This window comes from Chelonobacter oris (genome assembly GCF_000772535.1).
Lineage (GTDB): Bacteria > Pseudomonadota > Gammaproteobacteria > Enterobacterales > Pasteurellaceae > Chelonobacter > Chelonobacter oris.
The window spans coordinates 26,501-43,493 of sequence record NZ_JSUM01000012.1 but is presented as its reverse complement, the minus strand read 5'-3'; the positions used below and the strand labels follow the sequence as shown (position 1 = coordinate 43,493).

17 protein-coding genes are annotated in these 16,993 nt (G+C 47.3%); 4 read left to right on the top strand and 13 right to left on the bottom strand.

The genetic code is table 11. The features are described 5' to 3' along the window. The first annotated feature begins 5 nt into the window (after window positions 1–5). Complete coding sequence (gene cueR, locus OA57_RS07560; RefSeq protein WP_034615822.1) at window positions 6–410, top strand: Cu(I)-responsive transcriptional regulator; 405 nt, start codon at window positions 6–8, stop codon at window positions 408–410. Between the two features lie 40 nt (window positions 411–450). Here cueR and OA57_RS07555 read toward each other — a convergent pair whose 3' ends face one another. From OA57_RS07555 to OA57_RS07510, 10 genes are all read right to left on the bottom strand, one after another. After that, complete coding sequence (locus OA57_RS07555) at window positions 451–936, bottom strand: ClpXP protease specificity-enhancing factor (RefSeq protein ID WP_084589895.1); 486 nt, start codon at window positions 934–936, stop codon at window positions 451–453. A 14-nt stretch (window positions 937–950) separates the two neighbouring features. Continuing rightward, window positions 951–1,583 carry a glutathione S-transferase N-terminal domain-containing protein gene (locus OA57_RS07550; protein WP_034615816.1) on the bottom strand — a complete coding sequence of 211 codons (633 nt, stop codon included), beginning with the start codon at window positions 1,581–1,583 and terminating at the stop codon, window positions 951–953. A 237-nt stretch (window positions 1,584–1,820) separates the two neighbouring features. Beyond that, the gene (locus OA57_RS12265) at window positions 1,821–2,588 is read right to left on the bottom strand and encodes a hypothetical protein (protein ID WP_052122429.1); all 768 of its coding nucleotides are present in this window, start codon (window positions 2,586–2,588) and stop codon (window positions 1,821–1,823) included. Between the two features lie 204 nt (window positions 2,589–2,792). Then, a complete protein-coding gene (gene dapD / locus OA57_RS07540; protein ID WP_034615814.1) occupies window positions 2,793–3,620 on the bottom strand; it encodes a 2,3,4,5-tetrahydropyridine-2,6-dicarboxylate N-succinyltransferase in 828 nt (275 codons plus the stop codon). Window positions 3,621–3,657: 37 nt separating this feature from the next. Continuing rightward, window positions 3,658–4,281 carry a YfgM family protein gene (locus OA57_RS07535; protein ID WP_034615812.1) on the bottom strand — a complete coding sequence of 208 codons (624 nt, stop codon included), beginning with the start codon at window positions 4,279–4,281 and terminating at the stop codon, window positions 3,658–3,660. Window positions 4,282–4,299: 18 nt separating this feature from the next. Then, the gene (gene hisS / locus OA57_RS07530) at window positions 4,300–5,574 is read right to left on the bottom strand and encodes a histidine--tRNA ligase (protein WP_034615808.1); all 1,275 of its coding nucleotides are present in this window, start codon (window positions 5,572–5,574) and stop codon (window positions 4,300–4,302) included. 23 nt (window positions 5,575–5,597) lie between these two features. Then, a complete protein-coding gene (gene ispG, locus OA57_RS07525; protein WP_034615803.1) occupies window positions 5,598–6,719 on the bottom strand; it encodes a flavodoxin-dependent (E)-4-hydroxy-3-methylbut-2-enyl-diphosphate synthase in 1,122 nt (373 codons plus the stop codon). 26 nt (window positions 6,720–6,745) lie between these two features. Further along, a complete protein-coding gene (locus OA57_RS07520; protein WP_034615800.1) occupies window positions 6,746–7,762 on the bottom strand; it encodes a RodZ domain-containing protein in 1,017 nt (338 codons plus the stop codon). A 108-nt stretch (window positions 7,763–7,870) separates the two neighbouring features. Further along, window positions 7,871–8,419 carry a type IV pilus biogenesis/stability protein PilW gene (gene pilW, locus OA57_RS07515; protein WP_052122428.1) on the bottom strand — a complete coding sequence of 183 codons (549 nt, stop codon included), beginning with the start codon at window positions 8,417–8,419 and terminating at the stop codon, window positions 7,871–7,873. 20 nt (window positions 8,420–8,439) lie between these two features. After that, window positions 8,440–9,558, bottom strand: a complete 1,119-nt coding sequence (locus tag OA57_RS07510) for a bifunctional tRNA (adenosine(37)-C2)-methyltransferase TrmG/ribosomal RNA large subunit methyltransferase RlmN (RefSeq protein WP_084589894.1) — start codon at window positions 9,556–9,558, stop codon at window positions 8,440–8,442. Window positions 9,559–9,913: 355 nt separating this feature from the next. On the opposite strand from OA57_RS07510, the gene htpX reads away from it, so the two are divergent. The 3 genes from htpX to OA57_RS07495 all read left to right on the top strand — a co-directional run bounded on the left by htpX (window position 9,914) and on the right by OA57_RS07495 (window position 15,322). Further along, window positions 9,914–10,768: a protease HtpX gene (htpX, locus tag OA57_RS07505; RefSeq protein ID WP_034615795.1), complete on the top strand. Its 855-nt coding sequence runs from the start codon at window positions 9,914–9,916 to the stop codon at window positions 10,766–10,768. Between the two features lie 71 nt (window positions 10,769–10,839). Next, on the top strand, window positions 10,840–11,376 hold the full coding sequence (locus OA57_RS07500; protein WP_034615790.1) for an elongation factor P hydroxylase: 537 nt from the start codon (window positions 10,840–10,842) through the stop codon (window positions 11,374–11,376). Window positions 11,377–11,542: 166 nt separating this feature from the next. Next, complete coding sequence (locus OA57_RS07495) at window positions 11,543–15,322, top strand: S6 family peptidase (RefSeq protein WP_034615788.1); 3,780 nt, start codon at window positions 11,543–11,545, stop codon at window positions 15,320–15,322. 159 nt (window positions 15,323–15,481) lie between these two features. On the opposite strand, the gene OA57_RS07490 is transcribed toward OA57_RS07495, so the two are convergent. The 3 genes from OA57_RS07490 to OA57_RS07480 form a co-directional block, all read right to left on the bottom strand. Next, window positions 15,482–15,853 (bottom strand): DUF2255 family protein, encoded by a 372-nt coding sequence (locus OA57_RS07490; RefSeq protein ID WP_034615786.1) that lies wholly within the window; start codon window positions 15,851–15,853, stop codon window positions 15,482–15,484. Between the two features lie 84 nt (window positions 15,854–15,937). Beyond that, window positions 15,938–16,687, bottom strand: coding sequence for an SDR family oxidoreductase (locus OA57_RS07485; protein WP_034615783.1), 750 nt, complete (start codon window positions 16,685–16,687; stop codon window positions 15,938–15,940). A gap of 102 nt (window positions 16,688–16,789) precedes the next feature. After that, the gene (locus tag OA57_RS07480) at window positions 16,790–16,975 is read right to left on the bottom strand and encodes a hypothetical protein (RefSeq protein WP_034615780.1); all 186 of its coding nucleotides are present in this window, start codon (window positions 16,973–16,975) and stop codon (window positions 16,790–16,792) included. Window positions 16,976–16,993: the final 18 nt, after the last annotated feature.

Genomic DNA, 16,993 nt, shown 5'->3' with positions numbered 1-16,993 from the left:
TTTTTATGAATATCAAACAAGTTGCGCAGCTCACCGGATTAACCGATAAAACCATCCGCTTTTATGAAAGTAAAGGTATGATTAGCCCGCCCTCTCGTGCAAGCAACGGCTACCGTCAATACAGTCAGCGCCAAATTGATGAGCTGCAATTTCTGCACCGCTCCCGCAATGTCGGTTTTTCATTGCCCGAATCAAAAGAATTATTGGATCTCTACCTGAATCCGAGCCGTCACAGCAGTGAAATCAAACAGCGGACACTAGAAAAAATCGCGCATATCGATCGGCAGATTTTGAAATTACGACAGATGAAACAACAGTTGGAAAGGCTTGCCGCCCAGTGCCCCGGCGATGAACAGAGCGATTGTCCGATTATTGATTCGCTCAGCGGCAAATCTTGTTGTGCACCATAGGGAAACCGCACTTTACAGATCAAAAGTGCGGTTTGGCGGGTTATTTGATAATTTTAAGGTGGGATGCGGTGCGTTTCGGCTTAGGCTTAGATCTAGGCTTCACTTCATTCTCATCTTGCTGCGGTTTATCGACAATTTCGCTGAAATCGGACGGCTGTTCCACCAAATCGCCCAAACTTTGTTCCAACGCCTGCTCGTACACCAGCTCCGGTTCAAACATCACGCCATCGCCGTTTTCACGGGCATAAATTGCAACCACCGCCCCCAACGGCACGCTGATATCGCGTGGTAATCCTTTGAAACGGGCATTAAACAGAATTTTATCATTGCCCAATTGTAAATTACCGCAGGCGTTCGGCGAGATATTCAGCACAATTTGCCCCTCTCGGACAAAATCGTCCGGCACGACAGTATTCGGATAAAAAGCATCAACCACCAAATAAGGAGTTAAATCATTATCCAAAAACCAATCGTAATACGCTCTCAGTAAATAGGGACGCTTTGCCCCCATATTTGCTCTTGCCATCACAAAACCTGTTTCTATTTTTCAATAATGATTTTTTGCGGGGTATTTTTCAGCGACGATACAAAACACGGACGCTCAAACAAATTATCCATATAATTCTTAATGGCTTTACTGCCGGCACCGGTAAATTTCATATCGTAGTTTTGCAGACGATACAAAATCGGTACGATATAGCAATCCACCAAGCTGAACGATTCGCTCATGAAAAAAGGCTTCTGGGCGAAAATAGGGCCGAATGCCAAAATTTCATCTTTCAGATTATTCAGCATCTGTAGTTTTTCCGTTTCCGCCAAGCGCTCCGCCTGTTCGATAACCGAAAACCAGTCTTGTTCTATGCGATGCATCAGCAAACGGGATTTGGCGCGATCGACCGGATAAACCGGCATTAACGGCGGATGCGGAAAACGCTCGTCCAGATATTCCATAATAATACGGGGTTTAAACAAAACTAATTCCCGATCAACCAATGTCGGCAATTCACCGTTTGTGCCCAACTCCAAAAAGTCTTCATTAATCACGCCTGGTTGAATCAATTCCTGCTCATGAGGCACTTCTTTTTCTGCCAAAACCATTCTGACCTGATGTGAACCCAAACTGGATTCATCATAAAAAAGAGTAATAATTGAACGTTTATTCGCTGCTATCATGCTTTTCTCCGCACTTTTGTGTTCTGATTCGATACGCTGTGCTATTATTTTTCTTTACAAAGAGTGAATATAAAATCATGTCGTGGGACACAACTCAAAATAAGGCTGTTATTATAGCACAAAGCGTTATCGATTTTCTAAAAAAACCGCACTTTGATTGCTATCACCTTGTTTTAGAAATAAAAAAACCTCTATCATAATGATAGAGGTTTCATTGTTCAATGCTTTGGAAAGCGATTATTTAGCCGCTTCTTCAGCCGGTTTGGTTTGATCCACCAGATTGTTGATGCTCTCTTTTGCGGCTTCCGCTTTTTCCGCAACCGCTGCCTGCGCTTCTGTCGCAGTCGCCGTTACACTTTCTTTTGCCGCTTCTGCTTTTTCGACCACGGCGGCTTTCGCTTCAGTGGCGGTTGCAGCAACACTTTCCTGTGCCGCAGCGGCTTTTTCCGCAACGGTTTCTTTTGCATCAGCCGCTACTGCCGCCGCACTTTCTTGTGCCGCTTTTGCCTGCTCAGTTGCAGAATCTGTAGCTTGAGCAGCTGCCTGTTGTGCATTTTGCTGTGCATTTTCAACCGCAGAAGCCGCTTCCGCTTGTGTTTTCTCAACCGAATTCAAAGCGTCTGCTGTTGCATCATTAACGGATTCTTTGGCATCCGTCATCGCACTTTTAGCGCTTTCAACGGTATTATCAATTGATTTTTTTGCATCGGCTACCGTACTGTCGACCGATTCTTTGACTTCTGCCACTTTTGCCGCTGCGGCATCTTTAACATCTGTCGCCGCACCGGCTACCGCATCTTTCACTTCCGCCGCTTTTTCAGCAACGGCGTCTTTCGCTTCAGTTGCTTTTTCCACTACGGTATCTTTGGCTTCGGCCGCAGTTTCAACAACGTCCTGTTTTGCTTCCGCTACGGTGTTCTTAACATCTTGTACCTGCTTGTCGTCACAAGCGGTAACCGCCAATACGCTGGCGCCCAGTAAAGCAGTGGTTAACAATTTTTTCATTTTTAAACTCCTATTTAAATTAAGCTTGTTAATGTTATGCAAAGTTATTTACACAACACTCACATTTGAGCGTAGGCAAGTGTCCGATATTTTTTGCCTGAGTACAACACTTTTCACGCTTATTTGTACAAATAACAAGCATTATATGGCAAAACGCCCCGATTTTTACAATCGAGGCCTCTTTTTTGCATAAAAAGACAACAATTATTCGTCAATTGTACGCAATAATTCGTTGATGCCCACTTTTCCACGTGTTTTGGCATCCACTTTTTTGACGATAACCGCAGCGTACAGGCTGTATTTACCGCACTTCGACGGTAAACTGCCGGATACCACCACCGATCCTGCCGGCACACGGCCGTAATGAATTTCACCGGTTTCACGATCATAAATTTTAGTACTCTGACCGATAAATACGCCCATGGAAATCACCGAACCTTCTTCTACGATAACACCCTCCACCACTTCAGAACGTGCTCCGATAAAACAGTTATCTTCGATAATGGTCGGATTTGCTTGCAGCGGCTCCAATACGCCGCCGATTCCGACACCGCCGGACAAATGTACGTTTTTCCCGATTTGCGCACAAGAACCCACTGTCGCCCAAGTATCCACCATCGTCCCTTCATCAACATAGGCGCCCAAGTTGACATAAGACGGCATCAAAACGGTATTGCGCGCAATAAACGCACCTTGCCGCACTGTCGCCGGCGGAACCACACGGAAACCCTCTTTTTCGAAACGTGCCTGATCATAACCGGCAAATTTCATCGGCACTTTATCAAAATATTTGGTTTCGGCGCCTTCCATCAATTGATTGTCATTGATACGGAAAGATAATAATACCGCTTTTTTCAACCACTGATGCGTTACCCATTCGCCGTTGATTTTTTCCGCCACACGCCATTTGCCGCTGTCCAAACCGGCAATAACCTCGTCAATTGCCGCTTTAGTCGCTGAATCCACGCTTTTCGGGGTAATCTCCGCACGTTTTTCAAATGCGTTTTCAATGATGGTTTGTAAATCAGACATTATTTTTCCTCTTGTTTAAACTCATGTAATAAAACGGTTACTGTGCCAGACTGTCGATTTTCAATTGCAACAGCTGTCTGTCGGATACATTCAGATTTGCGCTTTCCAGTGCCTGTTGATAGGCCTGACGCGCCGCTTGCTGTTCACCTTTCGCCAATAAAATATCGCCGATCAACTGCTGTTTACTGCCTGCCCAAGCATTGTCGCTCACGTTGTTCAACGTTGTTTGCGCCGCATCGTAGTTTTGCTGCTGCACTTGCAATTCAGCTAAACGCAATGCCGCAATCGTGCGTAAATTATCGTCACGACTGATTTGAACCGCTTGCTGAAAACTGCTTTCCGCCAATGCTGGATTATTTTGTTCGACCGCACTTTTAGCTCGAGCAAACAGGGCAAACACCGCATAGCTGGAATCTTTATTTTCATCAACGAATTTCTGTAGCACTTCCGTGTTCACTTGCGGATTTTGCAAGTAAGCCTGTACCACCTGTTCATACTCGTTTGATGTCGCCATTCGGCTGTTAATTTGGTGCGTCTGCCAATAACGCCAGCCCAACACACCGCCCACAACCAAGATGAAGGTTGCAATAATCACTTTGCTGTTCTCTTTCCACCAGCTTTTCAGCTCTTCGACTTGTTGTTCTTCGGTAATATAAGACACTGATTTTACTCCTTTAAATTAGATACTTTCCATTAGGAAGCGAATGGCTTCCGCACTCGGCAGCGTTTGTTGTTCATTACGACCCCGTAAATCTTTCACCACTAACTGCCCGTTTTGAACCTCTTCTTCGCCGATAACGACGGCAAATGCCGCACCGCTCTTGTCCGCCCGTTTAAATTGTTTTTTGAAATTTCCGCCGCTACAATGCAGCATCACATTTTTCTGCGGGCAGGCATCACGTAATTGTTCGGCAATGTTAAACGCTTGCAAGGCTGCTTGTTCGCCATGGTGTACAATATAAATATCAACGGCTGCCGGCAAGCTCAACTGCGGATTAACCTCTTGTACCAGCAGAACCAGCCGCTCAATCCCCATCGCAAAGCCGACGCCGCAAGTCGCGTGACCGCCAAGCTGTTCGACCAGACTGTCATAACGTCCGCCGCCACACACCGTTCCCTGCGCACCCAGTGCAGTCGTCACCCATTCAAAAACGGTTTTATTATAGTAATCGAGACCACGAACCAATTTTTGGTTTATTTCATAGGCAATTCCCATTTGATCCAGAATAGCGCACAACTGTGCAAAATGCTGTTTAGCATCCTCGTCCAAATATTCATGCAATGTAGGCGCATCATTTAGAAGCTGTTGGATCTGTGCATTTTTAGTATCCAGAATACGCAAAGGATTCGTGGTTAAACGACGTTTACAGTCTTCATCCAAAATAGCCTGATGCGGCTGCAAGAACTCGACCAATGCTTGACGATAGCGCTTCCGTGCATCCAGTGAGCCGATGGAATTCAGCTGTAGCGTCACATGTTGATCGATACCCAATGCTTTCCAAAGACGCGCGGTCATCAAAATCAGTTCGGCATCAATCTCGGCTTGCGCAATACCGAATACCTCTACCCCGATTTGGTGAAATTGGCGGTAACGCCCTTTTTGCGGACGTTCATAGCGAAACATCGGCCCCATATACCATAACCGCTGTTCTTGATTATACAGCAAACCGTGCTCAATGCCGGCACGCACGCATCCGGCCGTGCCTTCCGGGCGCAACGTCAGGCTTTCGTGATCCCTGTCTTCAAAAGTAAACATCTCTTTTTCGACCACATCGGTCACTTCACCGATCGCCCGTTTAAATAACGGTGTCGACTCTACGATCGGCATTCGGATCTCACTGTAACCGTAACCGGTCAATACCCGTCTGACCGTGCCTTCCAGCCACTGCCATAACGGTGTATCTTGCGGAAGACAATCGTTCATTCCGCGAATTGCTTGAATTGTTTTTGCCACGTTTTTTCCTTTTTCTTTCTTCGTCAGGCTTGTATATCCGTCGTATCAATACGCAGGTTCGGATCCTGCATTGCGATTTTAGCGCGAATTCTGGCTTCCAGTTGATCAATCAGGTTTTCGTTGTCAAACCGCTCTTTCTGCCGTACACCGTCCAGATAAAAACCGCTCTTATTGTTGCCGCCGGTCACGCCCAAATCGGAAACCAACGCCTCTCCCGGACCGTTTACCACACAGCCGATAATCGATACGTCCATCGGCGTCACAATATCTTCCAAGCGCTGTTCCAACGCATTGACCGTACCGATGACGTCAAATTCCTGACGTGAACAAGTCGGACAGGCAATAAAATTGATTCCGCGCGAACGGATACGTAACGATTTCAGAATATCAAATCCGACTTTGATTTCTTCTACCGGATCCGCCGCCAGTGAGACACGCAGCGTATCGCCAATGCCTTCCGACAATAACATTCCCAGACCGACTGCCGATTTCACAGCGCCGGCACGCGCCCCGCCGGCTTCGGTAATCCCCAAATGCAGCGGCTGTTTGATCGCTTTTGCCAGCAAACGATAAGATTCGACAGCCAAAAAAACATCGGATGCTTTTACACTGACTTTAAATTGGTCAAAATTCAAACGATCCAAGATGTCCACGTGCCGCAACGCAGACTCCAATAAGGCTTGCGGTGTCGGTTCACCGTATTTTTCCTGTATATCCCGCTCCAGTGAACCGGCATTAACGCCGATCCGAATCGGAATATTATTGTCTCGGGCGCAATCCACTACCGCCCGAATCCGATCTTCCCGTCCTATATTGCCCGGATTGATACGTAAACAGTCGACGCCGTATTCCGCCACTTTCAGCGCTATGCGGTAATCAAAATGAATATCCGCCACCAACGGCACGGAAATCTGTTGTTTAATCCGCTTAAAGGCTTCTGCGGCGTCCATGGTCGGTACAGAAACACGCACAATATCGGCGCCGACTTTTTCCAACGCCCTGATTTGTGCCACAGTCGCTTCCACATCCGTGGTGCGGGTGTTGGTCATCGATTGTACTGCAATCGGCGCATCACCACCGATCGGTACGCTGCCGACATAAATTTTGGTCGATTCGCGACGTTTGATAGGGGTTTCTTTTAACATATCCTGTCTTTATCCTTTAACAGCGCTTATTCAGGCAACTTAATGCGTGCAACGCGGCCGTCAATTGTTAACGGCACTTCTTGTCCACGGAAGGTGATTCTGACATTTTGCGGTGCGCCGATGACTAATGAATAAGGCTCGCCGTCACTGAATGTCAGGATTTCACCCTGTTTATACTCTTTTTGCGCCAAGATTTTACGATTTGCATCACGAACACTGAGCCAGCAGCTGTTACCGACTATCTCGATTGTCAAGCCGTCGCCGACAATCGCCGCGCCGGAATCACCGACCGCACTTTGTTCGCTATTATCGGACGGATTGAGCGTATTTGGCGAACCGTCCAATTGCTCCATAACATCACTTAATACTTGACCGGACGTCTGCCCTTGATATGAGGCAACACTGTCGTTTGCCGCTGTCGAAACCTCTGCCGGCGGTGTCAGCACCCCATTTTCCTCACCGGTTGTCGGCAAGTTTGCCAACGGACTATCGATTGTCGTGTCCGCCGTCACCGCCTCTCCGTGTTGACCGCCGTTGTCGCCGGTGCTTGCAACTTGAACGGCTTGTTCCGTATTTTCAGATTGCGTGCTGTTGAGAAAGCTTTCCACCAAATTAGTTCGTTCACTTTGCGACTGTTGGTAATTTTGCCACCACCAGTATGCGGTCATGCTGATCATAATCAGTGCGATCAGCCAGGTCAAACGCCCGATCCAGCCCGAATAAGAGGAATAATGATTAACCCGGTTGTTGGTCCGCATATTTTTTTGCAGGTCATTGCGAATCGGTTCGCCATAGGAGATCGCCGGATTATTCCAGACGGATTCCGGCACTTTCAGGAATTTGGCATAACTGCGCACATAGCCTTTCATAAAAGTCGGCGGACAGGCGGCAACGATAAATTCATTATTTTCAATATGCTTAATAACCGCCTGCTTGAGCAACGTTTTGTTGGCTACGTCTTCAATGCTTAAGCCCAGTTTTTCGCGATATTGGCGCAGCGTTTCACCAAGATTAGATTCATTTTGCAATTGCTGATTTTCCATGACATTACCATAAAATTAATTTCAAGCGCAGAGTTTAAAATTACCACCCTGCTTTTGCAATAGTTAATCATGGTTCGAGAACAGATATATGAAAAAAACGGCAAATTATCAGCGTAATAATGCACCTAATCGTTTGGCTTGTGCGCTGTCAATCTTATCCAATTTCTGCAATGCTTCCGTCCGACGTATGTTATCCCCTGCCTGATGGGCGCAAAGTGCGGTATTTTCATAGGTTTGTGCCAAGCGATAATAGTCACGGCTGGCAAGTGCGGTTTCAAAAGCCCGGAACGCTTCGGCAAATTTCCCCTGCTGACATAAAAAAGCCCCGTAATTATTATGCGTATCGCCCTGATGCGGATCTTTTTGCAGTGCCGTCAGATACTGGTTTTCCGCCTGCGTACTGTTACCGATTAATTGGTAATAATGCGCCGAAACCAAATACGGCAGATAATAGTCGGGGTTATGCTGTAACGCTTTGTCTAAGCTTTGCTTGGCCGCTTCATACTGATGTTGCTGTAAATATCCCAATGCAACCTGCACTCTGGCATAAGCCGCACTTTGGGCATTATCCTGCTGTTGACGGGCGCTACAGCCGACTAAAAAAGCAAAAACAAGGGATAAAAAAGCCATTTTTTTCATTTGCCCGAAGCTGATCATGTTTTCTCCCTTATCTTGGTTTACGCCTGTTGTTTAATCGAAATCGCCTCGCCGAACGCTTTTTTGTGCAGCGTGCGCTTAGTTCGGTCAATCACTTCCCCCGCCAATTGTCCGCAAGCCGCATCAATATCATCACCGCGGGTTTTACGTACAATCACTGTCAAACCGTACTCCATCAACACTTTCTGGAAACGATCGATTCGGGTATTCGAACTTTTGTTATACGGTGCTTCCGGAAACGGATTCCACGGAATCAAATTCACTTTACACGGAATATTTTCCAATACTTTTGCCAATTGGTGCGCATGTTCGGTGCCGTCATTAACGTGATCGAGCATCACATATTCAATCGTCACCTTGCCGTGATTGGCTTTCGAAATATTTAAATAACGACTGACCGAATCCATCAACATTTTGATATTGTATTTTTTATTAATCGGCACGATTTCATCACGTAATTCGTCGTTCGGCGCATGCAGCGATACCGCCAATGCCACATCGATCATATCCGGTAATTTGTCCAGCGCCGGCACCACGCCGGAAGTTGACAACGTCACCCGTCTTTTCGACAGACCGTAGCCGAAATCGTCCAGCATAATCTCCATGGCCGGCACCACATTGCTGACATTCAGCAGCGCTTCGCCCATGCCCATCATCACTACGTTGGTAATCGGACGTTCACCGCTGACACCGTGTGGCCCCAGCACGTTTGCCGCCCGCCAGACCTGACCGATAATTTCCGATACGGTCAGATTGCGGTTAAAGCCCTGCTGGGCGGTAGAACAAAAAGTACACGCCAAAGCACAACCGACTTGCGAAGAAACGCACAATGTCGCCCGATCATTTTCCGGAATATACACCGTTTCCACCTGCTGATCGCCGACCTGCATCGCCCATTTGATTGTACCGTCGGCAGAACGTTGCTCTTCCGCAACTTGCGGTGCTTTAATCTCGGCAACGACTTTTAATTTTTCACGCAGCACTTTGTTAATATTGGTCATATTATCAAAGTTATCTTCACCGAAATGATAAATCCATTTCATCAATTGATCGGCACGGAACGGCTTTTCACCCAATCCTTGCAAAAATTCACGCAATGCTTTGCGGTTTAAATCCAGTAAATTCGTTTTGGTTGTCATGATGATTCACGCCTCGTTATTACACATTACGGCTTCGTCGGCAGGATACCGACAAGGTATGTTTAAGAAGTCGGCGATTTTACTGGCTTAATGGGAATTAATCTAGTTTTTTTAGCGCCTGTTCGCCATGTCGCCCACTTTTTTTCTCGATCCGGATCGCAAAATTGAAATATTACCGGCAAAACGTCTTGCATTTAAACCGAATTTGTAGGTTTGAGCGCTATCGCTCCTACGATAAAAAGATAGCATTCCCAGCCCGATTCCCTTAAACTTTGCGGCAAGGCTTGAAATTAACAATTTGATAACCACTATTAAATGGATTCTGTCCCTGTTTTTATTCTAGGAGTATTTGATTATGATGCGAATTATTCTGTTTTTGTTGACCAACATGGCAGTCTTGTTTGTTTTTAACATTATTTTGACCTTAACCGGCATCCAATCGCAAGATGCCGCCGGTTTATTGATTTTAGCCGCACTATTCGGCTTCGGCGGCTCATTGATTTCCCTGTTTATGTCTAAATCGATGGCCAAAAGAGCGGTCGGCGCGCAAGTTATCACACAGCCGCGCAACGAACAGGAGCAATGGCTGCTTCACACGGTACAGGCACAAGCCCGTAAAGCCGGCTTGCCGATGCCGGAAGTGGCGATTTACCATTCCGCCGATGTCAATGCGTTTGCCACCGGCGCCAGTAAAAAGAATTCATTGGTCGCCGTCAGTACCGGCTTGCTGAATACCATGACCCGCGATGAAGCGGAAGCGGTTCTGGCGCACGAAGTCAGCCATATTGCCAACGGTGATATGGTCACCATGACCTTATTGCAGGGCGTGTTGAATACCTTTGTTATTTTCGTTTCACGCATGATTGCCAAAGTTATTGCCAGCAACCGTGACGGCGAAACCAGCAGCGGTATGTACTTTATGGTGGCTATGGTGCTGGAAGTGGTCTTCGGCTTCTTGGCAAGCATTATCGCAATGTGGTTCTCCCGTTACCGTGAATTCCATGCAGACGCCGGTTCGGCACAATTGGTCGGCAAACAAAAAATGATTGCGGCGTTGAAACGTCTGCAAACACTGCATGAACCGCAAGAACTGGAAGGCGAACTGGCGGCTTTTGCAATCAACGGCAAACGCGGCACGCCGCTGGCGGCGTTGTTTATGAGCCACCCGCCGTTGGAAAAACGGATTGAAGCATTGCAAAAACTCAATTAAGATAACCGCACTTTATGATTTTCGGGGCTGATTTCAGCCCCTTCTTTTTATTTTCCCTTTGGAATCCGATTATGGAACACGACTATCACGATCTCATCAATATCTTCAACCGCTGTTTTTATCAGGAATATAATACCAAACTGGAAAAAGGCGGTGATGAACCGATTTACCTGCCTGCCGATGAAAACCGCACTTACCATTCGATCCGCTTCGCTCACGGTTATTACAGCAGCGCATTGCACGAAATCGCACATTGGCTGGTGGCGGGGCGTTCACGTTGGCTGTTGGAGGATTTCGGCTATTGGTACGAACCTGACGGACGCAGCGAAGAACAGCAGCGCTTGTTTGAACAAGTGGAAGTAAAGCCGCAAGCAATTGAATGGATTCTCTCCAATGCCGCCGGCAAACGCTTTTTTGCCAGCGCCGACAATCTCAGCGGACAAGTCGGAAATCCGCAGCCGTTTAAAAATGCGGTTTATGCACAGGTTTGCCGCTATGCGGAACAAGGGCTGCCGAAACGGGCTGAAACCTTGCGTCGGGCATTATGCGAATTTTATCACACTGAAAACCGAATCGATTTGAGCCTATTCGATCCGCAGAAAATATAACCGCTGTCGTCTTTCCATCTAATTTGTGCAAATTTATACCGGATTGGAATAGATTTCTCAGAAAAAACAATCGGATACTTTGCGCTAATTTGCCGTCACCCCAGAAAGATTGACGGCATTTTTAATATAATTCCGCTCCATAACAAAAAATATAATCGGAGCAATCATGTCATTCAAACCGAATAAACTTGCCGTACTGATCTCAACCGCACTTTTGAGTTATCCAGCGTTCACCTCTATCGTCAGAGACGATATTTCTTACCAGATTTTCAGAGATTTTGCAGAAAATAAAGGCGAATTTATACCGGGCAGCACCGACTTTGAAATTTTCACGAATAACGGAACTTTGGTCGGGGTACTCAATAAAGCCCCGATGATCGATTTCAGCAGCGTCAATACCTTTGGCCCGCCCGGCGTGGCAACGCTGGTCAATCAGCAATATGTCGCCGGCGTCAAGCACAATCGCGGCTACCAGAATATCTATTTCGGCAGCAGCGGCAATAATCCCGACTATCTGCGGCAACGCTATGAGCTGGTCGACAGAAATGAGCATAACACAAAAGATTTACATATCCCGCGCTTACACAAATACGTGACGGATGTTGCCCCGATTGCGATAACGGATGCGGGAATGAGTAGTAATGTTTACAAAAATCAAACCCGTTTTCCCATTTTTTATCGCCTCGGCAGCGGCGATCAACAAGTCCGAGACAGCAGCGGTAAAAATACATGGGTTGCCGGAAGCTATACGTTTCTGACCGGCGGCACGGTAAGAACCCCTGTTTTTTCCAATGCCACGTTTTATAATGAAAACGGTGCGCTATACGACAAAAACAACGAACCGCTCGCCATGCAGGGGCAACCTGGAGACAGTGGTTCGCCCCTGTTCGGGTGGGACACCACCCTTGGCAAATGGGTGATTGTCGGCGTACTGCACGGCATCGCCGGCAACACCAGCAATTGGTGGATCGTGGTTGACAAGCCGTTTGCCGAACAGCATTTTAAAACCGATCAAGCGCCGGATATTCAAAATAGCGGCGACCTTATCTGGAAAAGAGACACGGCGGATAAACTCGGCAATAACGGCGGCACCAGCGTACTGACACAAACCAGCGAACTCTCGTGGCATGTCAAACTTGCCGACAGTGAAAGCAACAATCACAAACAATCCCTGAATCATGGACAAAATGTCAACCTGAACGGCAGCGGCACAATCACCTTAAGCGACAATATTAATCAAGGTGCCGGCGGTTTGACCTTTAACGGGGATTACACCGTCAAACCCGAAACCAATCAAACTTGGGTCGGCGCTGGTGTAAATATTGCCAAAGACAACACCGTCACTTGGCAAGTGAACGGAATAGATAACGATTTTCTGCACAAAATCGGCGAAGGCACACTCGTTGTTAATGCCGAAGGCAAAAATCACGGCAATCTCAGCGTAGGCGACGGCACGGTTATTTTAAAACAGCAGGCCGGCGATCAAAGTGCGGTTCAAGCGTTTGACAAAATCCAGATCGTCAGCGGCCGCCCGACGGTGGTATTGAGCGATAACAAACAGGTCAATCCCGACAATATCTATTTCGGTTTTCGCGGCGGTCGGCTTGATCTCAATGGTAATGATTTCGCGTTCAGCCGCATTCGAAATGTTGATAACGGCGCACAAATTGTCAACCATCATCAGCAAAAAGCCGCAACGGTGAATATAACCGGCGTCACCGATACGCCGATTTATACTTGGAATAACAGCCAGCGAGGCACGATCGGCACCCTTTATAAATATATCAATACCCACCGAGGGAACCGTATCGACTATTTTATTCTCAAAAAATCTACTTACAGCTGGTTTCCGACCAACGCCGCAGGCAACAACGATTGGGCATTTGCAGGGCACGAAGAAGCCAAAGCAAAAGACACCGTTCTTTCACAACAAAACAAAGCGGTTTTTTTAGGCGTACTGGGTGAAACCGATGCTGCAAAACACAACGGAAAATTAAATTTCCATTATCATTCTCCTATTGACGGCGGCATTTATACTCTTGCCGGCGGCAGCAACCTGAACGGGGAGATCAAAGTTGAAAAAGGGACATTATTACTTTCCGGCAGACCGACACCGCACGCCGGCAACATCACGATTGACAGCGATTGGATTACAACACACTTTAAAGCCGCTCGCTTTATCGCCGCTAACGGCGCCGCCTTGCAGTTGGGCAATTACGCTAATTTAGAGGGGGATCTCAGCGCGGAAAAAAACAGTAAAATCAGTTTGGGCTACATCAACGACAAAAATGCCGCACGCAACAGCCTGCAATGCACGCTTAATGACGGCAGCGGACTGGTGAACTGTCACCAAAACGCCTTGAGCGAAACGCTTTATACCGCACTTCCGCCTGCAAAAGTAAACGGCAATATTACCTTGGCTGAAAGTGCGGTTCTCAATTTGGGTAAAACCGATTTCAGCGGCAAGATTCAAGCGGAAAAAACCAGCCGCACACAAATCGGCCATGACGCCGTTTGGAACATGACGGACAACAGCACGCTCGGGATACTTGAAATGGATAACGGCTCATCGGTTAACCTAAACGGCAATAGCGACACAAACCGCTTCCATACTCTCACCATCAACAGCGATTTGAACGGCAGCGGGCAATTTGTACTTAATGCCGATCTTGCCGCCCAAAAAAGCGATCGTATTGTGGTTAACGGCTTGGCGAAAGGCCATTATTTGTTGAAATTGGGCACCATCGGCGAAAAAGCGGCTTCATCGTCAGGCTTTCTGCCCTTGCTGACCCTGAATCATGCCCGACAGGACTGGGAAGCGATAACGGTTGCATTACCAAACCATTATTTGGATATCGGCGCATACCGCTATGTTTTAACACGTAAAAACAAGCATTTTGCCTTGTATAACGCCCTACAACCGACACTGGCCAGCAAAGATGCGCCTCTCCCATCGGCAACAGAAACCGGGACGATTGCCGCCGATGAGGCAACAGACAGCATAACGGCAGAATCCGGTGTAGAATCGCGCGCCACTCCTAATGCGGATATTTCAATCCGGCAACAGCAATGGACCAGCCGCACGGTCAATACCGCACTTTCCGATCATGCGGCTCGAATCAATCAATTGAACAAACAACAGCGTCAGCTCAACCAATATTTACAGCGCTTAAACGGCAGTAACAGCGGTGTGTGGCTCAATGCGGATCATGAAGAGATGCGTTACAACAGCGATAATTACCGCACTTATAAACAGCGGCTTGCCACCCGACAAATCGGTGCAGATAAAGCCATGCCGTTTAATCGGGGCGATTGGCTGTCCGGCATTGCATTCACTCACAGCCGTGCCAACAACACCTTTGCCGAAAACCAGAACGGTAACAGTATTCAACATACCTTTAGTTGGTATAACAAGGTGATTTTTGACAATCGGTTTTATCTGACTTCGGTTATCAGCTATCACGATCTAAATGCCCGATTAAACCGGCAAAAAATCCGACAAAATGCAATAACGGCCACCATCGGTTTCGGTCAGCGCCTGCAACTCGGTTCGATTGGTGTCACGCCTTCCGCCGATGTGAGTTATTATCGTCTCGCTGCCGGCGATTATCGTCATGAAAATATCCGATTCCACAGTGACAGCATGGACTTTTGGCAACTTCGTACCGGCATTATGTTGGACAAAACATTTGCTATCACAGCCAAAGCCAACTTGAAACTGTATAGCGCATTCAATTATGTGCAAAATTTTCATGAGCAGCAAACGCTGTATGCCGATAATCACGCATTCGGCGCAACCCTGTTTAAAAATCGGGTGGAAAGTGAACTCGGTGCGGTTTTCGGCTTGGGCAAACGGTTCAACATCACGCTCAAAGGGGGCTATGCACACGGTGATGCGATTCAATCCCAATTTAACGCCGGTGTCGACGTAAAATACCGTTGGTAAAATAAAAGATCCGCACCGTGAAAGTCGGACAAAGCAAGCGACGGCGTAAAGTGCGGATTTTATCTGATGAAAAACACGACGCAATCGGCTTACGTTTTTTCAATGCGAACGTTTGTCCGAAAGCATATCAATGTCCGACCAACGCTCGCCGACTCAGCATTATGCCGCCAAGAGAATCTCCACGGTTGCCTCACGGCAGCCGGCTTGAATCATATGGCGCATATATTGGCTTTTGCTGTATTTTTGGCGGTAAGCATCGTCGATTTTATCGTTTAAAGTGCGGTCGGCAATCGGAGAAAATCGAACGTCAAACGTTTGGCCTGCGGCGTTGATAATGCCCTGTTTATAGGCGATGGCAGATTGATACCACGACGATTGTTTGCCGAAATAAGCACGCACGAACAAACGTCCGTCCACGATCACTTCCCAGATCCAAGTCGGTGTGCCCGTTTTGCCGTCGGCACGTTCCGGGGCGATTTTCAAATCGTCGGCTTGATTGATTTTATTTAAGGTTGCAAGACTCCAGCTCATAACGGTTCTCCTTAAAGAGGGGATAGATTATACAGCCGGTCGGAGCTTAACAAAATTCTGCAACTTCCGACCGCACTTTGGTCATTACCAAGGTTGGGTTGTCGGACCTAAGGTAAACTCACTCACGTTAGTATCATCGGGTTGGCTTAAGGCGAATGCCACCACGTTTGCCACACGCTCCGCCGGGATTTCATAAGTGTCGTAAAGCTGACGGTAACCGGTTGAAGTGGCTTCGTCGGTGATGCCCGCTACCAGTTCGGATTGCACGGCGGCGGGGTAAATCGTGGCGGTGCGGATATGCGTGCCGGCTTGTGCCGATTCCATACGCAACGCTTCCATTATCGCTTTCACCGCCCATTTTGTACCGCAATAGACGCCTGCCCCCGGATAGACTTTTAAGCCTGCGACCGATGACACACTGATGATATGCCCGGATTTTTGCGCTTCGAATGTCGGCAGTACCGCTGCAATACCGTTTAATACGCCTTTGATATTCACATCGACCATTGCATTCCAGTTGGCGGTTTCCAATGCGGAAAAATTTGAGTTCGGCATTAAACCGGCATTTAAGAAAATTGCATCTACTCTACCGAACGATGATCTTGCCAATTCGACTAATGCGGCGTTATCTTCCGCTTTGGTCACATCCGTCACACGGTAAACCGCTTCACCGCCTTGGCTGTTGATGGTGTCCGCAATCGCTTGCAGTTTTGATTCACGACGTGCGCCCAGTACGAGTTTAGCGCCTTCTTTTGCCAGTTTGTAAGCGGTTGCTTCGCCGATACCGCTTGATGCGCCGGTAATAATCACCACTTTATTTTGAATGTTGTTCATGATGTTTTTCCTCTGTTTATTATGGTTGATATACTCACGTTATCCCTAAAACGACCACATCACAATGATATAGACGTTGAACGGATTATTCGTATACTTTTGCTACGTGTGCAATAGCCGTATTTGTTGACGGGCGATCAACGCCGCCACAGTGATCACAGCCCGATCATGCTTGTCGAGAATCGGGCGGTTCCACATATCGTCTGAAATTAAAGTTTTAGTGAGTGCCGCTAAGGTGGGCGACACGCTATAAATTTCTTCCGGTGATAATGCTGATTTATGTGACATAACTTATTCCAATCATTT

Bases quoted from the DNA above. Each gene is read 5' to 3' on its own strand.
- cueR (WP_034615822.1), top strand. From the start codon at position 6: ATGAATATCAAACAAGTTGCGCAGCTCACCGGATTAACCGATAAAACC.
- OA57_RS07555 (WP_084589895.1), bottom strand. From the start codon at position 936: ATGGCAAGAGCAAATATGGGGGCAAAGCGTCCCTATTTACTGAGAGCG.
- OA57_RS07550 (WP_034615816.1), bottom strand. From the start codon at position 1,583: ATGATAGCAGCGAATAAACGTTCAATTATTACTCTTTTTTATGATGAA.
- OA57_RS12265 (WP_052122429.1), bottom strand. From the start codon at position 2,588: ATGAAAAAATTGTTAACCACTGCTTTACTGGGCGCCAGCGTATTGGCG.
- dapD (WP_034615814.1), bottom strand. From the start codon at position 3,620: ATGTCTGATTTACAAACCATCATTGAAAACGCATTTGAAAAACGTGCG.
- ispG (WP_034615803.1), bottom strand. From the start codon at position 6,719: ATGTTAAAAGAAACCCCTATCAAACGTCGCGAATCGACCAAAATTTAT.
- OA57_RS07520 (WP_034615800.1), bottom strand. From the start codon at position 7,762: ATGGAAAATCAGCAATTGCAAAATGAATCTAATCTTGGTGAAACGCTG.
- pilW (WP_052122428.1), bottom strand. From the start codon at position 8,419: ATGATCAGCTTCGGGCAAATGAAAAAAATGGCTTTTTTATCCCTTGTT.
- OA57_RS07510 (WP_084589894.1), bottom strand. From the start codon at position 9,558: ATGACAACCAAAACGAATTTACTGGATTTAAACCGCAAAGCATTGCGT.
- htpX (WP_034615795.1), top strand. From the start codon at position 9,914: ATGATGCGAATTATTCTGTTTTTGTTGACCAACATGGCAGTCTTGTTT.
- OA57_RS07500 (WP_034615790.1), top strand. From the start codon at position 10,840: ATGGAACACGACTATCACGATCTCATCAATATCTTCAACCGCTGTTTT.
- OA57_RS07495 (WP_034615788.1), top strand. From the start codon at position 11,543: ATGTCATTCAAACCGAATAAACTTGCCGTACTGATCTCAACCGCACTT.
- OA57_RS07490 (WP_034615786.1), bottom strand. From the start codon at position 15,853: ATGAGCTGGAGTCTTGCAACCTTAAATAAAATCAATCAAGCCGACGAT.
- OA57_RS07485 (WP_034615783.1), bottom strand. From the start codon at position 16,687: ATGAACAACATTCAAAATAAAGTGGTGATTATTACCGGCGCATCAAGC.
- OA57_RS07480 (WP_034615780.1), bottom strand. From the start codon at position 16,975: ATGTCACATAAATCAGCATTATCACCGGAAGAAATTTATAGCGTGTCG.